This is a genomic window from Fontisubflavum oceani (assembly GCF_030407165.1).
Lineage (GTDB): Bacteria > Pseudomonadota > Alphaproteobacteria > Rhodobacterales > Rhodobacteraceae > Rhodophyticola > Rhodophyticola oceani.
Genome location: NZ_CP129111.1, coordinates 1,479,885 through 1,500,613 on the forward strand (window position 1 = coordinate 1,479,885; position 20,729 = coordinate 1,500,613).

Sequence of the window (20,729 nt, forward strand, 5' to 3'; positions counted from 1 at the left end):
TCAGAACCCGATGTCGGCTTGGCTCTGCCGGAGGGCCGCGACGGCGCTCATTGCGGCCAGCGCCGAGCTTTTCGGATTGTCTGGCAGGCTCCGCCCCGAGATTTCAAACCGAAACGTGCCAAATGCGCCCTCGGCTTCCAGAACGTGGATGTTTGCGGTGATGCCGGGGTCTGCGATCAGTTCGACCTTCGTGTCGTCAAATCCGATTCCGGCAAGCGCCACTGCCGCCGCGACATTGGCGTTTTTCGGATAGGTCAGCGCCGCATCGCGGGCCGTGCCGTCAAAATGGGTGGCGGGCGCAGGGCCCATGTTTGTGAGGTTCAAGACATCTTCCGCTGGCGATCCGAGCCAACCCTTTGGCGGTTTGCGCCCTGTATAGCGTACCGCGCCGATCTCTCCGACCGATGCCGCACGAAGCGCATCGAGCGCGCCGATTGCGCCGCTGGCCAGATGCAACCGGCTTCCCCCTGCTTTGGCGGCGATTTGCAACTCGGTTGCCAGCGTCTCATCGGCCAAGGCGCCAAGAGACAGTGTGATCACAGAGAGCCCAGCTTTGAGCGCATCAGGGCCATGGTCGGCAAGCCCGCTATGCCCCGCGCAGTCGATCAGCAGTTTCACTTCAGAAGGCAACTCGGCGACTGACCCAACATATGCCGCGTCCGGCACGGTTTGCGCCCGGGTGCTGCCAGCGCGAGTGATGAAGGCGGCGGGCCCATCGCCGCTGCGTCTCAATTGGGCGGCCACATATCCTGCGATACTGCCATTCCCGATCACGGCGATTGTCATAGCATGGCTCCTCCTCCTTAGGCTCTTGCTGGCACAAGTATTCCTTTGCAGCAAATTCTTTAGCTATTCTTTCAATGAATACCCAATTTCGGACTTACGATTTTACCCCGCGAGAGAAGCGGTGTTGGTATCACCTCGAATAGCGCGGAATGCCGAAAACCGATGTCGAAAACTTCAAATCGCTGGGTTGGTGCCCGCATAACGCGCCGGGAAGATCCCGATCTGCTGCGTGGGCAAGCCCGGTTTACCGATGACATCCGGCTCGACACCCCGCTTCACCTGGCCTTTCTGCGCAGCCCGATGGCCTCTGGAACCTTGGTGGAGGTCGAGATTGAAGAGGCGCTGGCTTCCCCCGGCGTGCACGCGATCCACCTGGCGCAAGATATCGGGCGGACCTCCCCGTTGTCGGTCAACCGAGTCCTACCGTTGCCGAACCCACCGGCCTTTCCGCTCTTGGCCCAATCCCGGGTTGAGGCCGTGGGGCAGCCGATTGCAGCTGTTCTGGCCAGCCGCCTGGCCGAAGCGCAGGACGCAGCCGACTTGATTTTTGCCGAGATTGAGGACGAAGACACTCCGCCACCGCGCCCACTGGCTCAGAAACACTGGAAAACCGGAATCCTAGACCAGACCTTTGCCAAGGCCGCGCTTGTAGTGGAAGCAGAAATCCAACATCCGCGCCTTGCCCCATCGCCGATGGAGCCGCGCGCGATTGCGGTCGCGTATGATCGTGCTACGGAGCGGGCGACGATCTGGCATTCGACCCAAACACCCCATCGTACGCGCTCGGAACTCGCACAAATCTTAGGCATCGATGTCGACCGGTTGCATGTGATCGCGCCCAGTGTCGGCGGGGCGTTTGGTATGAAGGCCTCGCTCTATCCGGAGGAGGTTTTTGCCGTTTGGGCCGCGTTTCATCACCGCCATGCGGTGAAATGGATGGCGAGTCGCAGTGATGATTTCTTGTCTGCGACGCACGGGCGTGGCCTGACGACAAAGGGGCGTCTGGCGCTGTCAGAAGAAGGGAAGTTCCTGGCCCTGAGTGCCGAGATTGACGCGCCACTTGGCCATTGGCTCCCCAATAGTGGGTTGATCCCGGCTTGGAATGCGGCCCGCATTCTGCCAGCCGGGTATGACATTCCAGAGCTTGATTTGGCGACAACGGCCTGCGCCGAAAATCGCCCGGCAATGGGAATCTATCGCGGGGCAGGGCGACCGGAAGCCAATTGTCTGATTGAACGTTTGATCGACAAAGCAGCCCGCGTCAGCGGCATAGATCCGGTTGAGTTGCGGCGGCACAATTTGCTTGGTCCCATGGACTTGCCGCACAAGACGCTCTCTGGCGACATACTCGATTCCGGTGATTACCCGGGCGTGCTTGACCGGTTGACTAAGAGCGCTGGCTACACCGCCTTGTTGGAGGAGAGAGACCGGCGGCGCGCGATGGGCGAGCTGGTGGGCCTTGGTGTTGCGTTTTACCTCGAACCCTCTGGCAGCGGATGGGAAACCGCGCGTGTGACGCTCAAGCCAGATGGGCACGTCGACGTGTTAAGCGGCAGTTCCTCTCAAGGGCACGGTCGAGAGACGGCCTTTGCGCAAATCGTTGCGGATGCGCTTGGCCTAGATCCTGCCAAAGTCACCGTCACCTGTGGTAATACCGATCTTTGCCCCCCAGGGATCGGCGCCCTGGCGAGCCGCAGCACAGCCATTGGCGGCAGCGCCGTTCTTGCCGCTTGCCAGGAGATTGTCCGCCGCCAGGCACAGGGCGAACCCGCGCCGCTCAGCGCCGAAATGCGCTATGAAAATGACGGTCAGGCCTGGGGATATGGGGCGTATCTTGTGATGGCGGCGATTGATCGCGAGACCGGGGTGATGACGCTGGAACAGGTGCATGCCATTGACGATGCGGGCACCATCCTGAACCCGCTTCTGGTGGAGGGCCAAGTCATGGGCGGCTTTGCGCAAGGCTTCGGTGAAGCGATGATGGAGGCCCTGCATTTCGATGCGGATGGGCAACTCTTGACCGGGTCCTTCATGGATTATGCCATGCCGCGCGCGACGGATGTGCCACCACTGAAGATCGACAAGACCGAAACACCGAGCCCGATGAATATCCTTGGCGCCAAAGGCGTGGGGGAGGCTGGCACAATCGGCGCGCCCGCTGCCATTCTCAACGCCGCCCATGACGCGCTTGCGCCGCTTGGTGTAACCGATCTGCAAATGCCCCTGACACCCAGCAAAATCTGGCAGGCGATCTGCGCCGCCGAGGAAGGAAAGACCTGATGCACTACTCAAAGCTTGATGCGAAAGACTATGCCCGAGAGCACATGCGCGGCATCTGGGCCGCCGCGCTCAACCCGTTTCATGCTGATGGTTTCTTCAATGAAGCGGGGCTTCGCGCCAATATCCGCCATTGGATCGATGATTTGGATATCGCGGGCCTCTTCATTGCCGGGAAGCAGGGTGAGTTCTTCTCCATGTCGCTTGAAGAGCGCAAACGTAACTTCGAGATTGCGGTTGAAGAATGTGATGGCAAGGCGGGCACAATCATGTCTGCCTCGGATCAGAACTTCGATACGGTTGTCGAATTGGCCAAACATGCGCAGGCCTGCGGCGCGGATTATGTGGTCGTCCACGCACCGGTCCTGCATTTCGTGACCGATCCCGATGATACGGTTTTCAATTACTACAAAACCCTGTGCGATCAGGTGGATATCGGCATCGCCATGTGGTCGCATCCCGATAGTGGCTATCTGATGAGCCCCGACCTTTGTGCCCGGGTCGCGGAGTTGCCCAATATCGTGGCGATCAAATACTCGGTCCCGCGAGAGATGTATGTGCGGTTGACCCATATGGTGGGCGACAAGATTCACGTCTCCACGGCGTCAGAGGCCGAATGGCTCGACAATATCGAAGAGCTTGGGTGGCGGCTCTATCTCTGCTCCTCGCCGCCCTATCAGTTGCAGACGAAATCCGACCAACGGATGAACGACTATACGCGGTTGGCTTTTGAGGGCCGTTTTGCTGAGGCCCGCCGGGTGCGGGACAGCTTGGAACCGGTGCGCGAGGCGATCAAAGCCAGCAAGCCAGGCGGCAAACCCCAGGCCCATGGGAAGTATTGGCAGGAACTGCTTGGGCAGGTCGGTGGTCCGGTCCGCGCGCCGCTTCTGCAATTGACCGAGGAGGAGAAAGCCGCCACCCGCGCGGCGTTCGAGGGCTGTGGCCTCAAGCTGTGATCGGCCTCTATGTCGTTAAGGCTGTATCCAAGGCGCGTGAGAGCTTGCCGACCAGCTCATCGATTTGCGTATCTTTGATAATGAAGGGGGCGCGAGCAGGATGTGATCGCCGCTGCGGCCATCGACAGTGCCACCTGCGGGGTAGCAAATCAGCCCTTCGGCCATCGCGGCGCTCTTTACCCGCGTGTGTAATTTGCGGGCCGGGTCAAAGGGTGTCTTCGTGGCCCGATCCTCGACCAATTCGATCCCGCGAAACAACCCACGCCCACGGATGTCACCGACATGTGCGTGTTGGGCGAAAGCGGCGTGCAAAGCGGCGGCGAGAGTATCGCCCTGAGCCGTTACCCGCGGCATCAAATCCCGCTCTATCATCGCATTTACAACCGCATGACCCGCTGCGGCGGCGAGGGGGTGGCCATGATAGGTATGCCCGTGCTGGAAACTGCCCGATCCATCCGCGATGGCTTTGTAAATCGTGCCGGAACACAGCATCGCCCCAATCGGCGCATAGCCCGCGCCAAGCCCCTTGGCGATTGTCACGATGTCAGGGGAGATGCCTTCCTGCTCGCTGGCAAAGAGGCTCCCCGTCCGCCCCATGCCACACATCACCTCATCCAAGATCAGCAATATGCCAGACTGGTCGCAGATCTCGCGAATACGACTAAAATACCCGTCCACCGCAGGCACGGCACCTGCTGTTGCGCCGACAACCGGTTCGGCGATGAAGGCCATCACGGTCTCGGGGCCGAGCCGCTCGATCTCGGTCTCCAGCTCATTTGCCGCCCGCTGACCATAGTCATAGAGGCTCTCGCCTTCGGCCCGGTGACGATATTCAAAACACGGTGCGATATGGCTGGTTTCGACCAAAAGCGGCGCGTATTTCTCGCGCCGCCAGGCATTGCCGCCCGCCGCCAATGCGCCAAGTGTGTTGCCGTGATAGCTCTGCCGCCGAGCGATGACACGGTGGCGCTCTGGCTCCCCGATCTCCAGGAAATACTGCCGGGCGAGCTTGATGGCGGCCTCAACCGCCTCGGACCCGCCGGAGAGGAGGTAGACTCTCTCAATCCCGTCGGGCGCCTGCGCGATCAGAAGGTCGGCCAATTTCTCGGCAGGATCGGAGGTGAAAAACCCGGTATGGGCAAACGCTACTTGATCCAACTGCGCATGGACAGCCGCCCGGACATCCGCGTCGGAATGGCCCAGGCATGAGACAGCCGCGCCACCGGAGCCGTCAAGATAGGCTTTGCCAGTGCTATCGTAGAGATAACAACCGTCGCCGCGCACCGCCTTCGGCAAAGGTGCCGAGCCGCGACCAAAGATATGGCTCACAGGCCTTACTCCCCCCGGACGACAAAGACCGATTGTTTGGCGTGGCGCACCACCCGGGCCGCATTCGGGCCAAGCAGATAATCGCTCAGACCCGGCGTGTGCGACCCCATCACGATGGCATCGACATTCAATCGGTCCGCAGCCTCAATGATCAGGTCATAAACCCGGCCATGCAGCACATGGGGGTGCACCTCAATGTCATCGGGGATGTGCGCGGAGACCCAGGCCGTGAGCTTTTCGCCAACCTCGTGCAGCGCCTTGTCTTCAAAGCCGGGCTCAAAATAGCTGCCCACGATCGACATACCAAAGTCGGGCACCACGGTTGTGACATGCAGGATGCAGCCATTGCCCTCGCAGAGTTTCAGGGCGGCGGGCAGGGCCTTTGCCCAACTGTTCTCTGCCGAAAGGTCGATGGGTAGGAGGATCGTTCTAAACATCTCTCGCACTCCTCAGAAGGCCGGTTTGGTTTGACGCCGCCGTTGCAGCAGGACCACCAGACCCAGAAGCAAAAGCGCCGGGAGATAGAAGACTTGCTCGGGCATCCGGTCCTGCGGCATCCGCACAGCGGCCAGTTGCACGGGTGTATCGGCGTAGAAGTCGAAATCAGCCAAGGTCTCGGCGGTGGCGGTCCCGAACATTGGCTCGTCCAAACGGACGACCTCGCCATCGGGAATCAGGAGCAGGCCGGAATTCGCGATCCGCTCCGCAGCGCTTGCCCCCACGGCGTTCAACACCAACGTGGTTTCGGCCATCTCGCCGGTGTTGAAATCAGGCCCTTGGATGAGCAAGCGCAGTTGTGCCCCCTCGGCCGCTTCGCCCACGGCCGTTTCAAATTGGGCTGGCGGCACCTCGCGGAACGGGTCTTGCACGATATCGAGCCAGATATTTGGCACGAAAAGCGTAAAGGCCACCAGCAACAGCGCCGCGCTTTCGTAGATGCGTGAGCGGGCCAGGAAATAGCCCTGGGTCGCGGCCGCAAACAGCAGCATGGCGAAGGTCGCGACGATGAAGACCGTAACCGCCTGGAATATCCCTTCCCATGTGCCAAGATCGACCCCATAGAGGATTAGCGTCGGGTTAAAGATGAACAGGAATGGCAAGGCCACCGTACGCAAACTATAGAAGAAAGCGGTGAACCCAGTCTTGATCGGATCGCCGCCTGAAACGGCGGCGGCAGCGAAACTGGCTAACCCCACAGGGGGCGTCACATCCGCCATGATCCCAAAATAGAACACAAAGAGGTGGGCCGCGATCAGCGGAACGATCAGCCCTTCTTGCGCGCCAAGCGACACGACGACCGAGGCCATGAGCGATGAAACCACGATGTAATTCGCCGTTGTCGGCAGGCCCATCCCGAGGATGAGAGAGAAGACGCCGATCAAAATCAGCATGACGAACAGGATGCCGCCCGAAAGCTGCTCCACGAGGCCCGCGAGTTCGGTCCCGATCGGGGTCCGTGTCACGGTGGCCACGATGATCCCGGCGGCGGCCGTGGCGACCCCGATACCGATCATATTGCGTGCGCCCGCGATCAACCCGTCTCGTAGATCGACAAAACCTTCCTTGAACTCGTGGGCCATTTCCGCGCCCTTGCCGCGAAAGAACGCTTTCAGAGGGCGCTGGGTGACGATGATCAGGATCATCAATGCCGTGGCGAAAAACGCCGATCGCGCCGGGCTCTGCCGTTCCACCATGAGGAACCAGACCAAAACCACGATTGGCAGCACATAATGCAGGCCAGTGGCATAGATCTCTTTGACAGTCGGAAGTTTGATTTCGGTTGCATTGGGGTCGTCGATCTCCAGATCCGGCTTGCGCGCAGCAATGGCCACCAGCCAGACATAGATCGCCGCCAAAAGCGCCATCATGATCGGCCCGGTCAGGTCAGGGACCACGTCGCGCAGGGCGCCGACGCCATAGATCAGTGCGGTGAACCCGGCACCCGCAACCGCAAAGCCGATGAAGAATTTCACAATCATCCCGACGAAGCTTTTCGCCTCGCCAAGCGCGGGCATGTCTTTCTTCAGCGCTTCGAGGTGCACGATGTAGACCAGTGCGATGTAAGAGATCACCGCCGGGATGAAGGCGTGCTTGATCACCTCGACGTAAGAAATCCCGATGAACTCCACCATCAGGAAGGCTGCCGCCCCCATCACCGGGGGCATGATCTGGCCGTTGACGGAGGAGGCGACCTCGACCGAACCCGCCTGCTCATTGGTGAAGCCCACACGCTTCATCAATGGGATCGTGAAGGTCCCGGTTGTGACGACATTGGCGATGGAGGAGCCGGAGATCAGGCCGGTCATGGCGGAGCCGACGACGGCCGCCTTTGCCGGACCGCCACGCAAATGGCCCAGGCCGGCGAAGGCCAGTTTGATGAAGTAGTTCCCGGCGCCCGCCTTATCGAGCAGCGAGCCGAAAAGCACGAAGAGGAACACAAACGCTGTCGAGACGCCAAGCGGGATGCCGAAGACGCCGCCCGTGTCGAGCCATTGCGCGTTGATCAGCGCAGTGAAGGAGAGCCCCTCATGTTCGATCAGTTCCGGGATCAACCAGCCCTGACCCATGTAAGCGTAAAGCAGGAAGATAGAGCCGACGATTGTCAGCGCGGGTCCAAGCGCCCGGCGGCTCGCCTCGAGCAGCAACAGCAATCCGACAGCGCCGATGATCACTTGGGTCTGCGTCGGCAAGCCGGACCGCGCGGTCAGAGCCAGTTCTTCCGAAAACCAGAAAATGTAGAAGGCGCAGGCGCCACCAATCGCCATCAAAATCCAGTCGAAGATCGGGACGTGATGGCGGGGCGATGATTTGAAGGCGGGATAAGCCAGAAACGCCAGAACGATGGCAAAGGTCAGGTGGATGGGCCGGGTCTGCGATGAGTTCATCACCGGCAGATATTCCGCAAACCAAAGCTGCGGTTGGGCGATCCAAAGCTGGAACAGCGACCATGCCAGCGCCAACCCGGCAATCAGCAGGGCGATATTTCGGTTGGATGGGTCGCGCGCGCCGCTATCGGTGCTGGCGACCAGATCCTGTAGTTCTTCATCGGTAAATTGGCGCCCCTCGCGCCCGTCCTGATCCGTCATCGGGCCACTCCCTATTGGTGCTGCCATCTTTGGGCCGCGTATTGGACCCGGGGCGCGCGCGGTAAGATGCGCGCGCCCCGGATCAGTGTCATAGGCCTGTCAGCCTAGGTCCGATCACTCGATCAGGCCAGCTTCGCGGAAATACCGCTCGGCACCTGGGTGCAGCGGCGCGGACAGACCGTCATTGGCCATTTCCGCCGGGTCGAGATTGGCGAAGGCCGGGTGCAGACTGCGAAATTGGTCGATGTTTTCGAACACCGCGCTGACCACTTCATAGACCACATCTTCGGAGACATCGGCCGAGGTGACGAAGGTTGCGCCGACCCCGAAGGTCATCGTGTCATTGTCATTGCCGCGATACATGCCGCCCGGAATGGTCGCCGTGCGATAGAACGAGTTGTCAGCCACAAGCTGCGCGACCGCGTCGTTGTCGACCGTCACCAGAACCGAGTCACAGGCCGTGGTCGCCTCCTGGATCGAGCCGGACGGGTGGCCAACGGTGTAGATCATCGCATCGATGTTGTTGTCGCACAGCGCTTGGCTTTGCTCCGCCGCCTGCAATTCGGAGGCAACAGCGAAATCATCCATCGTCCAGCCCATGGCGGCCATCAGCACTTCCATTGTGCCGCGCTGGCCCGAACCGGGGTTGCCAACGTTGACGCGCATGCCTTGCAGATCTTCGAAAGTTTCGATGCCAGCATCTGCGCGAGCCACAACGGTGAAGGGCTCCGGGTGGACTGAGAAAACGGCCCGCAGACCTTCAAATGCGCCCGTTTCTTCAAACCGCGAGGTGCCGTTGAACGCATGGAACTGCCAATCGGACTGCGCCACACCAAACTCCAACTCGCCGCCACGGATGGCGTTGATGTTGAAGACGGACCCACCGGTCGACTCCACGCCGCAGCGGATGCCATGCTCGGCCCGGTTGCGGTTCACCAGACGGCAAATCGCGCCGCCGGTCGGGTAATACACCCCGGTGACGCCGCCGGTGCCGATGGCGACGAAGGTCTGATCCTGAGCCGTGGCTGCGCTTGCACCCAAGGCGGTTGTGGCCGCGACCAGCGCGCCAACCAAATGTTTGTTCATGAACTCTCTCCCTGTTGAGCTATCTGAAACACGGATGAGAGACGATGAAACAAATCGTTGAAAATAGTCAAGCACTTGGGTCATTTGTTTCATATGACGCCGCGCCTGACGCCAAAATATGAAACGCTCGATGATCTCAGCCAGGCGCTGGCGGAGTTGGTGCATGCGGCCTCCCCGGCGATTTCTGGGTTTGCCGCTTGGGCGCTGGAGCATCCGCAGGAAATGGCCTTTCACTCGGTCAGGGCCCTTGCAAACCGGGCCGGCGTGAATGTGAACACGGTCTATCGCCTGTCCCTGGCCCTTGGGTTTTCCGGCTTTGAACCCTGTCGCGAAGCCTTCCAGTCGGCGCTTATACAGCAGCGCGGCTTGTATGGCTCTCGGGCGGCTAAACTCCGATCCGGCGCCGGGGCAGGGGTGGTTGAAAAGGTCCGCGCCTCCGCGCAGCACAATCTCGACACGCTGTTCTCGGCGCAGAATGTCGCGCGAATCGGCCAAGCCGCCGAAATGTTGGCAGGCGCGCGGCGCATCTATTGCGTCGGTGTCCGGAGCTGTTTTTCCTTGGCGCACTACATGTCGTATTCGGGACGGATGGCCTTTCCGAACTTCGCGCGTCCTCTGGCAGAGCCGGGCAGCATCGCCGATGTTTTGACTGAAACAGGCCCGGAGGATGTGATCGTCCTCATCACTTTTTCGCTCTACTCGGCCGAGGTTGTCCGCGCCCATGCCTCTGCCTTATCGCGCTCGGCACGGATCATCGCGATCACGGATAGCTACACCTCTCCCATCGCGAGAGAGGCGGACATCGTGTTCTGCCTGCCAATGGACGGCCCGCAGCCTTTGCCGTCGCAAGGCGCGGGATTTGCCTTAGTCGAAGCGATCATCGCCCAGATGATCACCCAGAACGGATCTGCCGCAGGTCGCATCGCCGAATTCGAGGATCGGTTGCTGGATTTTGGTAGCTATGTCCCGCCACCGTCGCGGAGCGATGAGGGATAAGGTATTCCAGCCCGTTCAGGGGCCCAGTGACCTTTGACTTGGCGCGTCGAATTGATTGCCTCTGGACGCGGGACTAGTCATGCGTTCTCAATCAGCATAGGGCTGGCCGCACGGCAAGCGCCCGTCTGTCTCGACGGTGAAGCTTATCCAAGGGCACGTTGGTTTCGCAAGCCGCGCGAGTTCATCCGCTTTGACCCCTGCTCAGTTTTGCGGCTTGCGCAATTTGGTGCCGTTTCCACTGACCATAAAACCCGTAGATCAGCGATGCCAAGCTGCCGATCAGCAGAACGGCCGTGATCGGGCGGGAGGCGAAATCCCAGTAGTCGTAATCGCTGATCACCAGGCCTTGGCGGAGGCTGCGCTCAGCGATGGGGCCAAGCACCAACCCGATCACAAAGGACGCGATCGGATATTGCAGTTTCCGCAGCAGGAAGCCAAAGGCCCCCATGGCGAGCATCACACCAACGTCGACGATGTTGGAGTTCAGGGCATAGACCCCGGTCATACAGAGCACAACAATCGCGGGGCCGACCAACGCGTAGGGGGCTTTAAGCACCAGCGCGAAATAGCGCGCGGCGCGGATGCCGAAAATCAGCATCAGGATGTTGGCGACAAACATGCCGATGAACACCGTGTAGACGAGCTGCGTGTTGGTCTCCATCAGCAGCGGGCCGGGGATGATGCCATGGATCGTTAGCCCCCCTAGCATCACGGCGGTTGTGGCGCTGCCCGGGATTCCAAGGGCCAGAAGCGGGATCATGGAACCGCCGACGGCAGAGTTGTTCGCCGATTCCGGCGCGGCGATGCCTTCGGCCACTCCGGTGCCGAAATCCTGCGGCCGTTTGGACCACCGCACGGCTTCCGAATAGCTGATGAAGGCCGCCGTTGTCGCGCCGACGCCTGGCAGCGCGCCGATAAAGGCCCCAATCGACGACGAGCGCAGGAGTGTGAACCGTGTCGCTAGGAACTCCTTCATACTTGGCAGCTTGGTGGAGACGTCAGTAATGACATCGGCCGTAGATGTCCGCTCCCCGGCCCGTTGCAGAACTTCGGCCAACGCGAAGGTGCCGATGATGGCGGGTACGAAGCTGATGCCGGTCAGCAAAGAGAGATTGCCAAACGTATAGCGCTCGGTCCCGGTGATCGGATCAAGACCGACCGTTGCGATGCCAAGACCCAGAAGCCCCGCCACAAGCCCTTTCAAGACCGATCCGCCACCGATGGCCGAGATCGCCGTGATGCCGAGAACGGCCAGGGCGAAATACTCAGGCGGCCCGAAATTCAGCGCAAACTGAGCCATCGGTGGCGCCAGGAGCATCAACACGATGGTTCCGAAAATGCCGCCAATGGCCGAAGAGGCGAGTGCGATGCCAAGGGCCTTGCCCGCCTGCCCTTTCTTGGCCATGGGATAGCCGTCAAGCGCTGTACAGGCAGCCTCAGGACTGCCGGGTGTGTTGAACAGAATGGCTGAGATCGACCCGCCGAATGTGGACCCCACATAGACCCCCGACAGTAAAAGCAGACCGGCGGTGGGATCGAAGACGAAGGTGAACGGGATCAGAAGGGCCACACCCACGATCCCCGTGAGACCAGGAACCGACCCGAAGGCGATGCCCCAGATCACCGAGAAGATGATCAGCAGAAAGGAGGACGGGTTGCCGAAGAGATAGGCAAGCGCTGAACCATATGCTTCCAACATGATGAGGGGTCCTTCCAGGGCTCAGTAGAACAGCACGTTCAGATCGTAGAAAACTCCGGTTCCCCGGGGCAGCGGCAACTCAAGCGCCTGTGTGAAGAACAGGACCAGGACCACCGTGAAACAGGCCGCGAAAATCACCCGCGCCAAGTTGTTTTTGTAAGGAATGACAAAGCTCGCCAGGATGAGAAACACGAAGGTGGCAAGGATGAAGCCCACGTGCTGAAACGCCACGAAATAGGTCAGGATCAATACGCCCATCGCACCGATGCGCACCGTCGCAACCCGGAACTGAGGCGGGATCGTGAAGGCCCCGGCCATCTGCGCGCGGTCCTTGCGCAGGTTGAGCAAGGTGCGGACCGCGATGATCCCGGTGATCAGGGCCATGGTTGCAAAGATGATCTTGGGCCAGAAATCAGCATCGGCTTGGGCAAAGCGGCGCGATTCAGGGAAGCCGTCCGCGACAAACCACAAGAAGATCGAAAGACCGAACAGAAGGCTGGCAAAGGCCAGATCAAGCAAACGATGGGCCATGGTTCCATTCCTCGGGATATTCTGGTGGCCCGTCGCGCAATTGACCGTTACAGCCGAGGGCGCGACGGGCGAAAGGATCAGTCGGTCAGACCAAGCGCGTCAAGCACGCGGGTGTAGACCTCGATCTCACTGTCGATGAACGCCTGGAACTCCTCCGGTCCAAGCAGTTCCGAGCGATATTGAAGCGCCGCTTGCTCCTGCACTTCCTGGTATGAATCGGACGCAACGGCCTCGGAAACCAGACCAAAGAGCGTGTCGACCTGGGCCGGATCCGCATCCGCTGGCATCGCGAAGGCCCGCCAGCGTCCAAGCGTCACGTCATAGCCGAGTTCAACGGCCGTCGGCACATCGGGCAGCACCGGCAGGCGCTCGTCGGAGAAGACGACCAGCGGACGCATGTCGCCGGAGTCGATCAGGCCACGGGCGGGGCCGTATTCCTCATGCATGGCGTCGACCTGACCGCCAAGCGTGTTCGACACCATCTCGGACGAGCCGAAAGGAACGGTTGTGACCTCAGCCCCGGTTTCGATGTTCCAAAGACCCATGACGGTGTCGTCGAACCCTGCGGCGTTGGTGATCCCAACGTTCAACTCACCTGGGTTTTCACGGGCATGCTCCATGAACTCTTGGATTGTTTGGAACGGGCTAGAGGCCGGGACCAGGATCATACCCTGATCATATTGCACTCGCGCCAGCGGCTGGAACGAGTCCATCTCGATCCGGCCTAGCACATGGGCGATGATCTGATCGGGGCTGATGGCCATCAGCGTGTAGCCATCAACGCGACGCTGCTGGAAGTTGGCATAGGCCGGCATGCCGCCCCCGCCTTGGATTGAAATCGGCACCATCGACTGGCCGGCGATCTCTTCGAAGGGCACGCCCACGGCGCGGATAAACCGGTCAGTGCCGCCGCCGGGGCCATAGGAATGGATGACCTCAATAGTGCGGGACGGATAGTCCTGCGCGATCGCGGCGGGCGCCGCTAGAACAGTACCGGCCACAAAGGCGGCAACGGTGGCGGTTTTCAGGGACAACATATTCTCTCCTCCAAGAAATCTGTCAGGGATGTGTGGCATGTCTTTGAGAGGGCGCGCCCCGGTGCCACACGAGATGGGACGCCCCTTAGATCGTCACTCCGCAGCGAGGTTGCGTGGAAGGTCCTCCTCCAGGACCGCCATCGCCGTTGCCGCGCCGCCGCTCCGATGCGGGATACCTGCTTTCGACAGGCCCATTTCGATCCCCGATAACGTGCCCATGAGCATCGCATCGTTGAAATCGCCCAGATGCCCGATGCGGAAGACGCGGTCAGCCACTTTGGACAGGCCATTGCCAAGCGAGATGTCGAAGTTCTTCAAAACGGTCGCCCGGAACCCATCGGCGCTATGGCCCTCGGGCATCATCACCGCGGTCAGAACGCCGCTTTCCTGCCCCTGCTGACGGCAGAGCACCTCAAGACCCCAAGCCCGCACGGCGGCGCGGGTGGCACGACCGTGGCGGGCATGGCGGGCAAAGACATTCTCCAGCCCCTCTTCATGCAGCATCGCGACCGCTTCATTCAGGCCGTAAAGCATGTTGGTGGCGGGTGTGTAGGGGAAGTATCCGGTTGCGTTCGGGCCCGTCATGTCCTGCCAGTCCCAGTAAGACCGGCGCATTCCACCGGTGCGCGACAGTTCCATCGCCTTTGGGCTGACGCAATTGAACGAAATTCCCGGCGGCAGCATCAGACCCTTTTGCGAGCCCGAGACGCAGACATCCACGCCCCATTCATCGAACCGGAAATCGACCGAGGCCAGGCCCGAGATAGAGTCGACCATCAAAAGCGCCGGATGACCCACGGCATCCATCGCGCTGCGGACTTCGGCGACCGGCGACACCGACCCGGTGGAGGTCTCGTTATGCACCACACAGACCGCTTTGATCTCGTGGGCTTTATCCTCGCGGAGCCGGGCCGCGATGGCTTCGGGATCTGCCCCGCCGCGCCAATCGCCCGCAATGAACTCCGGCGCCAGGCCAAGCCGTTCCGCCATCTTCATCCAGAGCGTCGAGAAATGGCCAGTCTCATACATCAGCACCCGATCGCCCTCAGAGAGAGTATTGATCAGCGCCGCTTCCCAAGCGCCGGTGCCCGACGCGGGATAGATAATGACCTGCCCAGCCTCAGTCCTGAATATCGACTTCATGCCGTCGAGCGCAGCCTGCCCCACCGCCGCAAAATCCGGGCCGCGATGGTCGATCGTTTGCGCGCTGATCGCCCGCAAAATACGGTCAGGCACCGCACTTGGACCGGGAATTTGCAGAAAGTGCCGACCGGCATTTCTCGATGTCATTGATAATCCTCCACATTGATCCGGTTCAAACATGGTCACATGTATTGCCGAATGCATAATCTTGAATTATGAATACAATTTGAAAAGATGAGCTGTCAAGCCACCGTACTGGGGAGGAGAAAAACATGCCGCTAGATATGCTAAAGGGCCGGTTTTCAGGGGAAATCCTCGAAGATGCCTTTTCCAGAGGGCGCTATTCGACGGATGCCTCGATCTACCAGATCATGCCCTCCGCCGTGGCGATTCCCCGCTCCAAAGACGATATTTCGGCCGCCCTCGCCGCCGCGCGTGCGGCTGGCCTGCCCGTGACCGGGCGCGGTGGTGGCACATCCCAATGTGGTCAGACAGTCAATTCAGGGCTGATCCTCGACAACTCCAGACACTTCAACCGCATTCTCGAGATTGACGTCGAGGGGCGTCGGGCCATCGTCGAACCGGGCGTTGTGCTGGACGATTTGAACCGCGCGCTAAAACCCCATGGCTTGTGGTTCCCCGTCGATGTCTCCACGGCCTCGCGGGCGACCATCGGCGGTATGGCGGCCAACAACTCCTGCGGCGGGCGCTCTCTGCGTTATGGCACCATGCGCTCAAACGTTCGCGCCATCGATGCGATCCTGTCCGATGGCACCGAGGCGCGATTTGGTGAGATGCCGGGCGGTGCACTGTCGAACCATCCCGCGCAAGCGATTGTGGACGATGTGCTTCGGCTCGGCGCGGCCCATGGCGATCTGATCGACACGCGCTTTCCCAAATTGAACCGCCGGGTTGGTGGTTACAATCTTGACGCCCTGGTGCCACGAGACGCGCCAATAAACCTCTCGCATCTTCTGGTCGGCTCCGAAGGAACGCTGGCCTATTTTACGGCCATTGAGTTGAAGCTCTGGCCGCTGGTCGGGGAACGTGTTCTGGCGGTTTGCCATTTTCCCAGCTTCTATCAAGCAATGGATGCAACCCAGCATCTGGTGGCTTTGGACCCGCTCTCCGTGGAACTGGTCGACAACACGATGATCGGTCTGTCGCGGCAAATCCCGCTCTTCCGGCGCACGATCGAGGCCTTTGTCGAGGGTGACCCTGCCGCGCTATTACTTGTGGAGTTTGACGAAGGCTCGGCCCAAGCCAATGCCCGCAAACTGGCCGAGATCACCGATCGGATTGGCGACCTTGGGTTCTCCTGGAGTGGCGAAGGCCGCAACTGGGGCGGTGTGAAGCCGATCACTGACCAACGCCTGCAAGGTCAGATTGCGGAGGTGCGCAAATCCGGCCTCAACATCATGATGTCGATGAAGCAAGACGGCAAACCCGTCTCCTTCGTCGAGGATTGCGCCGTCGAATTGACTGACCTGGCCGATTACACCGCACGGCTGACCGAGGTCTTTGAACGTCATGGCACCCAAGGCACCTGGTATGCGCATGCGTCTGTCGGGTGCTTGCATGTCAGGCCCGTCTTGAACCTCAAGCTGGAAGACGATGTGAAGAAAATGCGGTCCATCGCCGAAGAAGCCTTTGCGCTGGTTGCCGAATACAAAGGGTCGCATTCGGGTGAGCATGGCGACGGGATCGTTCGCTCGGAGTTTCACGAACGCATGTACGGGACTGAGATCACCGATCTCTTCCGCGATGTGAAACAGCGGTTTGACCCGGATGGGGTGCTGAACCCGGGCAAGATCGTCGATCCGCCCAAAATGGATGACCGCAGCCTGTTCCGCTATAGCGCCGACTACACCGTCCCCGCCCTGAAGACGGCCTTCGACTGGTCCACCTGGACCGGCGCCGGTGGTGGTTTCCAAGGAGCCGTCGAGATGTGCAACAACAATGGCGCTTGCCGTAAGCTGAAGGGCGGGGCCATGTGCCCCTCCTATCGTGTGACCCGGAACGAACGGGACGTCACGCGCGGTCGCGCCAACAGCCTGCGCCTAGCGATCTCGGGGCAGCTTGGGCCGGATGCCCTGACATCCGATGCGATGGCGGAAACGATGAAGCTTTGCGTGTCCTGCAAGGCCTGCAAACGCGAATGTCCGACCGGCGTGGATATGGCGCGCATGAAGACCGAAGTTTTGGCAGCGCGGGTGCAGAAGCACGGGCTGAGCCTGCATGACCGTCTTGTGGGCTACATGCCCCACTATGCCCCCTGGGCGGCGCGCGTGCCGTGGCTGATGAATCTGCGCAATCGCATACCGGGCCTTGCGAAACTGACTGAGGGAGTGACCGGATTTGCAGCCGCCCGCGACTTACCGACCTGGTCGGCCAACCGGTTCCGCGACGCGGAGTTTGCCGATCCGAACCCAGATGTCATCCTCTTCGCGGACGCGTTCAACCGCTATTTTGAGCCGGAAAACCTGCGCGCGGCGGGCCGGGTGCTACAAGCGGCGGGTCTAAAGGTGAAGGTCGCGACGCCGGTTGATGGCGGTCGCGCGCTGGATTGTGGGCGGACGCTGCTATCTGTCGGCTTGGTGGAAAAGGCCCGGATTGAGGCCGAACGTTTGGTTGCCGCGCTTCTGCCCCATGTCGAGGCTGGTGCCGATCGTGGGGTTGGAACCGTCTTCGCTCCTCACCCTGCGCGACGAAATCCCTGCCCTGATCACAGACGGGCGGGCGGAGACCGTCGCCGCTCAGGCATTCCTGCTGGAGGAGTATCTGGTTAAGCATGAGGTTGACCTGCCACTGCGACCTTTGGGTCAGAAAATCCTGCTGCACGGGCATTGTCATCAGAAGGCGCACCAAGTGATGCCGGATGTGCAGGCGGCACTTGGCAAGATTCCCGAGGCCGAGGTGGAGGTGGTCGAGACCAGCTGTTGTGGCATGGCCGGGGCTTTCGGCTATGGTCGCGATACGATAAACGTATCGCTAAAGATGGCCGAGGCCGATTTGCTGCCGGCTGTACGACAAGCATCTGACGACACACTGATTGTCGCCGATGGCACGTCTTGCCGGCATCAGATCGTCGATGGTGCAAACCGCACGGCCATTCACGTCGCGCGCGTGCTTGAAATGGCTCTGGCAGAGGGAGGCCAATAGTATGAACCTGTCGACCCCGCTCGCTCGACCGTCGCTTCATGAAGAGCTTGTGACCCGCTTGCGGCAAGCCATTGTCGAGGGCTCGCTCGAACCTGGCGCAAAGGTGCCCGAGAGGGAGTTGTGCGAAAATCTCGGTGTGTCCCGCACCCCGTTGCGCGAAGCATTAAAAGTGCTGGCCAATGAGGGGTTGGTCATCCTCGAGTCGAACCGGGGCGCGCGGATTTCCAACGTGACGATGGAAGAGCTCGAAGCCGCCTTTCCGGTGATTGCGGTCTTGGAGGGCTTGGCCGGGGAACTGGCCTGCGAACGGGCGAGTGATGACGAAATGGCCCAGATTGTGGCCCGCCATCGCGATATGTTCCGCCACTATGACGCTGGCGATAGACCGGCCTATTTTCAGGCCAATCATGACATCCACGCCGCCCTCATGGCTGCGGCTCGCAATCCGGTCCTGGCGCAGCACTACGCGATGTTGTCCTCGCGGGTGGAGCGTGCCCGTCTCTTGGCTAATGTCTCGGACAGCCGCTGGGCCCAAGCCGTCGAAGAACATCGCGGCATAATGGAGGCGGTGGAAAACCGCGACGGACCACGCCTGAGCACCTTGTTGAAGGCCCATTTGAATAACAAGCTTGTTGCATTGAAGGCAGCGGTGACCTGAGTTCGTTCTGGGTCCGCAGGCGACGGCCTGATTTCCGGTCAAACCTTTCGTAGCAACCGACGCACAGGTTGCGCCTACGTGTCGGATGTCAATCGGTTGAGCCCTTGTATTGTGCAGGGTCCGGTGTGGCACGACCGCATTGAGTTGTATCGCTTGAGGAGTACAAGACATGACAATGTCGGCTGAGCGGACTGGCGCACTCGATACTGGCTGACCTCCCCGCATTGGATCAGCAAGAGCCGGGCCTGTTCGACCGGTTGATTAAGTTGCTTGATCCATGTTGCAGTCGTAGAGGATGACTGCTTCCCGCCCATACACCGAATAGAAGACTGGCTGGCCGCACTTATCGGGGCAGTTTTTGAAATCGAACAAAAAAGCCAGCTCTGTAGACAGAACGCCCCAAAAGTCACCAAAAATGACGGAAGTTGCGTTTTTCCCCGACAAAAGTTGCATTTCTCGCCGGACACGTTGCGATTCATGCCGGACGGCACATTAAGGAAAGTTGGCTGGGGTGGTAGGATTCGAACCTACGGTACACGGTACCAAAAACCGCTGCCTTACCGCTTGGCTACACCCCAACTGTGACGCGCTAGTTACGCCGCGACGGGCGGAGGATCAAGCCCCCGGTGTGCAAAAAATCACCAGATTTGCTGGACTATTCTTGCGGGGCCTCGCGCGCCAAAAGGTCGTCATCGCCCAATGCCTCCCGTTCGGCGTCGACGATCCGTTCCAGCGCTTCTGATTCCTCGGCATGGACGTCCTGCACCTCCGCAGGTGTGGCGGGTGGCGCTGTGGTGTCTTTGGTGTGTGTGTCCGACGGCGCTTGCCGGATCGTGGTGTCGCTGATCAAACGGTAGGTCGGTTCTGGCAGCATAATGCCGGCCTCTTCCAGGCGAGACTTGGCAATCCGGATCGCCTCGCCCTTGGCCATGCCCAGGCTGGTCTTGTGCTGCATCACCCAGCCTGCGCCAGTAATAGAAATGGTGCTGTCGCCCAGTTCGTTGACCCAAACACCGGGGCCGGGGCTTTCCAACAGGAAGGGCAGCTCTTTCAACGCATCCAGGATGATCCGCTGCGCCTCGGCAATGTCGGCGTTGGGGTCGACCCCCAGCACGAAGGTGAAGCGGCGTTCGTCATTGCGGCTGTAGTTGATGATCCGGGCCCGGAACACGGTCGAGTTGGGGATGCGGATATGGTTGCCGTCGAGTGATAATAGAATCGTCGCGCGCGAGGTCAGGCGGATCACATGGCCCATATCGCCTTCGATCTCGACCAAATCCTTGGGGCGGAACGGCTGACGGATCGACAAGAGGATCGAGGCGATGAAGTTCTCCACCATATCGCGCACGGCAAACCCGATGGCGAGGCCGACGATCCCGGCGGCGCCCAAAATCGTGCCCAGAAGGGCAGTGGCGTTCAACAGATCCAAGGTCAGCACGACGGCCAAGACCGCGAAGAGCAGACGGATCACTTGCCGGTAGATATCCGCGATAAAGGCGTTTGGCGCGAGCCGATCCCAGGGGTTTTTTAGACGCGCCAAGTAGAGGCCGAGAAGCAAGACCAAGATGCCCGCCGCGACGGCCACCAGGATCAAGGGCAGTTTGGCCAGGAATTGCTCGATCCGGGCTTGAATGCGTCCAATAGCAGGGTTTAAGCGTTCGACCACATCGGTGGTCTCGGTGACCGCGTTTTCAATCGCCACAACGCCTTCGACCCGACCCACGAGCCCATTCAGCGCTTCGATTTGCGCCGTCTCAAGGGCAGTCCCCCGCAATGTGACGATGCCATCGGCGACGGAGACACTGACATTTTCATAGCCCTCCAACTGCCGCAGAATATCGCGGATGCGAGTGGCAATCGCGGTGTCTTGCTGGATGTCGCTTTCGACGGAGATCGCGCCGTCGGGTTGCTGTGCAGTGTCTTGCGCCATCGCGGTGAAGGGCAGGACGACGGCGAGGCATAGGATCAGAAAAAGACGCATGA

The 20,729-nt window shown here is 60.5% G+C and carries 15 protein-coding genes, 1 tRNA gene and 1 pseudogene; 6 read left to right on the forward strand and 11 right to left on the reverse strand.

Annotated features, from left to right (window positions below; translation table 11 throughout):
• The gene (locus QTA57_RS07675; protein WP_290154348.1) at positions 1 to 786 is read right to left on the reverse strand and encodes an aspartate dehydrogenase; all 786 of its coding nucleotides are present in this window, start codon (positions 784 to 786) and stop codon (positions 1 to 3) included.
• Between the two features lie 162 nt (positions 787 to 948).
• Between QTA57_RS07675 and QTA57_RS07680 the strand changes: the two genes are divergently transcribed.
• Both QTA57_RS07680 and QTA57_RS07685 read left to right on the forward strand, forming a co-directional pair.
• Entirely contained in the window at positions 949 to 3,066 is a 2,118-nt protein-coding gene (locus QTA57_RS07680; protein ID WP_290154349.1) for a xanthine dehydrogenase family protein molybdopterin-binding subunit, read from the forward strand.
• On the forward strand, positions 3,066 to 4,019 hold the full coding sequence (locus QTA57_RS07685; protein WP_290154350.1) for a dihydrodipicolinate synthase family protein: 954 nt from the start codon (positions 3,066 to 3,068) through the stop codon (positions 4,017 to 4,019). Before QTA57_RS07680 ends, QTA57_RS07685 begins: the two co-directional genes overlap by 1 nt.
• A gap of 7 nt (positions 4,020 to 4,026) precedes the next feature.
• On the opposite strand, the pseudogene QTA57_RS07690 reads toward QTA57_RS07685, so the two are convergent.
• From QTA57_RS07690 to QTA57_RS07705, 4 genes and pseudogenes are all read right to left on the reverse strand, one after another.
• A pseudogene (locus tag QTA57_RS07690) lies at positions 4,027 to 5,348 on the reverse strand (aspartate aminotransferase family protein).
• A 5-nt stretch (positions 5,349 to 5,353) separates the two neighbouring features.
• Positions 5,354 to 5,785, reverse strand: coding sequence for a universal stress protein (locus tag QTA57_RS07695; protein ID WP_145215186.1), 432 nt, complete (start codon positions 5,783 to 5,785; stop codon positions 5,354 to 5,356).
• A 12-nt stretch (positions 5,786 to 5,797) separates the two neighbouring features.
• Positions 5,798 to 8,434 (reverse strand): TRAP transporter permease, encoded by a 2,637-nt coding sequence (locus tag QTA57_RS07700; RefSeq protein WP_290154351.1) that lies wholly within the window; start codon positions 8,432 to 8,434, stop codon positions 5,798 to 5,800.
• 114 nt (positions 8,435 to 8,548) lie between these two features.
• Positions 8,549 to 9,520: a TAXI family TRAP transporter solute-binding subunit gene (locus QTA57_RS07705; RefSeq protein ID WP_145215192.1), complete on the reverse strand. Its 972-nt coding sequence runs from the start codon at positions 9,518 to 9,520 to the stop codon at positions 8,549 to 8,551.
• A gap of 93 nt (positions 9,521 to 9,613) precedes the next feature.
• Between QTA57_RS07705 and QTA57_RS07710 the strand changes: the two genes are divergently transcribed.
• A complete protein-coding gene (locus tag QTA57_RS07710; protein ID WP_290154352.1) occupies positions 9,614 to 10,516 on the forward strand; it encodes a MurR/RpiR family transcriptional regulator in 903 nt (300 codons plus the stop codon).
• A gap of 181 nt (positions 10,517 to 10,697) precedes the next feature.
• On the opposite strand, the gene QTA57_RS07715 is transcribed toward QTA57_RS07710, so the two are convergent.
• The 4 genes from QTA57_RS07715 to QTA57_RS07730 all read right to left on the reverse strand — a co-directional run bounded on the left by QTA57_RS07715 (position 10,698) and on the right by QTA57_RS07730 (position 15,073).
• Positions 10,698 to 12,215 (reverse strand): tripartite tricarboxylate transporter permease, encoded by a 1,518-nt coding sequence (locus QTA57_RS07715; protein ID WP_290154354.1) that lies wholly within the window; start codon positions 12,213 to 12,215, stop codon positions 10,698 to 10,700.
• 21 nt (positions 12,216 to 12,236) lie between these two features.
• Positions 12,237 to 12,746 (reverse strand): tripartite tricarboxylate transporter TctB family protein, encoded by a 510-nt coding sequence (locus tag QTA57_RS07720; RefSeq protein WP_145215200.1) that lies wholly within the window; start codon positions 12,744 to 12,746, stop codon positions 12,237 to 12,239.
• Between the two features lie 77 nt (positions 12,747 to 12,823).
• Positions 12,824 to 13,783, reverse strand: coding sequence for a Bug family tripartite tricarboxylate transporter substrate binding protein (locus QTA57_RS07725; protein ID WP_290154355.1), 960 nt, complete (start codon positions 13,781 to 13,783; stop codon positions 12,824 to 12,826).
• A 93-nt stretch (positions 13,784 to 13,876) separates the two neighbouring features.
• On the reverse strand, positions 13,877 to 15,073 hold the full coding sequence (locus QTA57_RS07730) for a pyridoxal-phosphate-dependent aminotransferase family protein (protein ID WP_290154356.1): 1,197 nt from the start codon (positions 15,071 to 15,073) through the stop codon (positions 13,877 to 13,879).
• Positions 15,074 to 15,198: 125 nt separating this feature from the next.
• On the opposite strand from QTA57_RS07730, the gene QTA57_RS07735 reads away from it, so the two are divergent.
• From QTA57_RS07735 to QTA57_RS07745, 3 genes are read left to right on the forward strand one after another with little or no spacing between them, the layout of a single operon-like run.
• Complete coding sequence (locus QTA57_RS07735) at positions 15,199 to 17,715, forward strand: FAD-binding and (Fe-S)-binding domain-containing protein (protein WP_290154357.1); 2,517 nt, start codon at positions 15,199 to 15,201, stop codon at positions 17,713 to 17,715.
• Positions 17,716 to 17,743: 28 nt separating this feature from the next.
• On the forward strand, positions 17,744 to 18,088 hold the full coding sequence (locus QTA57_RS07740) for a heterodisulfide reductase-related iron-sulfur binding cluster (protein ID WP_290154358.1): 345 nt from the start codon (positions 17,744 to 17,746) through the stop codon (positions 18,086 to 18,088).
• 1 nt (position 18,089) lies between these two features.
• Entirely contained in the window at positions 18,090 to 18,746 is a 657-nt protein-coding gene (locus tag QTA57_RS07745) for a GntR family transcriptional regulator (RefSeq protein WP_171561407.1), read from the forward strand.
• A gap of 503 nt (positions 18,747 to 19,249) precedes the next feature.
• On the opposite strand, the gene QTA57_RS07750 is transcribed toward QTA57_RS07745, so the two are convergent.
• Positions 19,250 to 19,324 (reverse strand) — tRNA-Gln (locus QTA57_RS07750).
• A gap of 77 nt (positions 19,325 to 19,401) precedes the next feature.
• A complete protein-coding gene (locus tag QTA57_RS07755; protein WP_290154359.1) occupies positions 19,402 to 20,727 on the reverse strand; it encodes a mechanosensitive ion channel family protein in 1,326 nt (441 codons plus the stop codon).
• Positions 20,728 to 20,729 lie beyond the last annotated feature (2 nt).

Coding starts and splice junctions, on each gene's coding strand:
- QTA57_RS07675 (WP_290154348.1), bottom strand. CDS start 786: ATGACAATCGCCGTGATCGGGAATGGCAGTATCGCAGGATATGTGGCC.
- QTA57_RS07680 (WP_290154349.1), top strand. CDS start 949: ATGTCGAAAACTTCAAATCGCTGGGTTGGTGCCCGCATAACGCGCCGG.
- QTA57_RS07685 (WP_290154350.1), top strand. CDS start 3,066: ATGCACTACTCAAAGCTTGATGCGAAAGACTATGCCCGAGAGCACATG.
- QTA57_RS07695 (WP_145215186.1), bottom strand. CDS start 5,785: ATGTTTAGAACGATCCTCCTACCCATCGACCTTTCGGCAGAGAACAGT.
- QTA57_RS07700 (WP_290154351.1), bottom strand. CDS start 8,434: ATGACGGATCAGGACGGGCGCGAGGGGCGCCAATTTACCGATGAAGAA.
- QTA57_RS07705 (WP_145215192.1), bottom strand. CDS start 9,520: ATGAACAAACATTTGGTTGGCGCGCTGGTCGCGGCCACAACCGCCTTG.
- QTA57_RS07710 (WP_290154352.1), top strand. CDS start 9,614: ATGACGCCGCGCCTGACGCCAAAATATGAAACGCTCGATGATCTCAGC.
- QTA57_RS07715 (WP_290154354.1), bottom strand. CDS start 12,215: ATGTTGGAAGCATATGGTTCAGCGCTTGCCTATCTCTTCGGCAACCCG.
- QTA57_RS07720 (WP_145215200.1), bottom strand. CDS start 12,746: ATGGCCCATCGTTTGCTTGATCTGGCCTTTGCCAGCCTTCTGTTCGGT.
- QTA57_RS07725 (WP_290154355.1), bottom strand. CDS start 13,783: ATGTTGTCCCTGAAAACCGCCACCGTTGCCGCCTTTGTGGCCGGTACT.
- QTA57_RS07730 (WP_290154356.1), bottom strand. CDS start 15,073: ATGACATCGAGAAATGCCGGTCGGCACTTTCTGCAAATTCCCGGTCCA.
- QTA57_RS07735 (WP_290154357.1), top strand. CDS start 15,199: ATGCCGCTAGATATGCTAAAGGGCCGGTTTTCAGGGGAAATCCTCGAA.
- QTA57_RS07745 (WP_171561407.1), top strand. CDS start 18,090: ATGAACCTGTCGACCCCGCTCGCTCGACCGTCGCTTCATGAAGAGCTT.
- QTA57_RS07755 (WP_290154359.1), bottom strand. CDS start 20,727: ATGCGTCTTTTTCTGATCCTATGCCTCGCCGTCGTCCTGCCCTTCACC.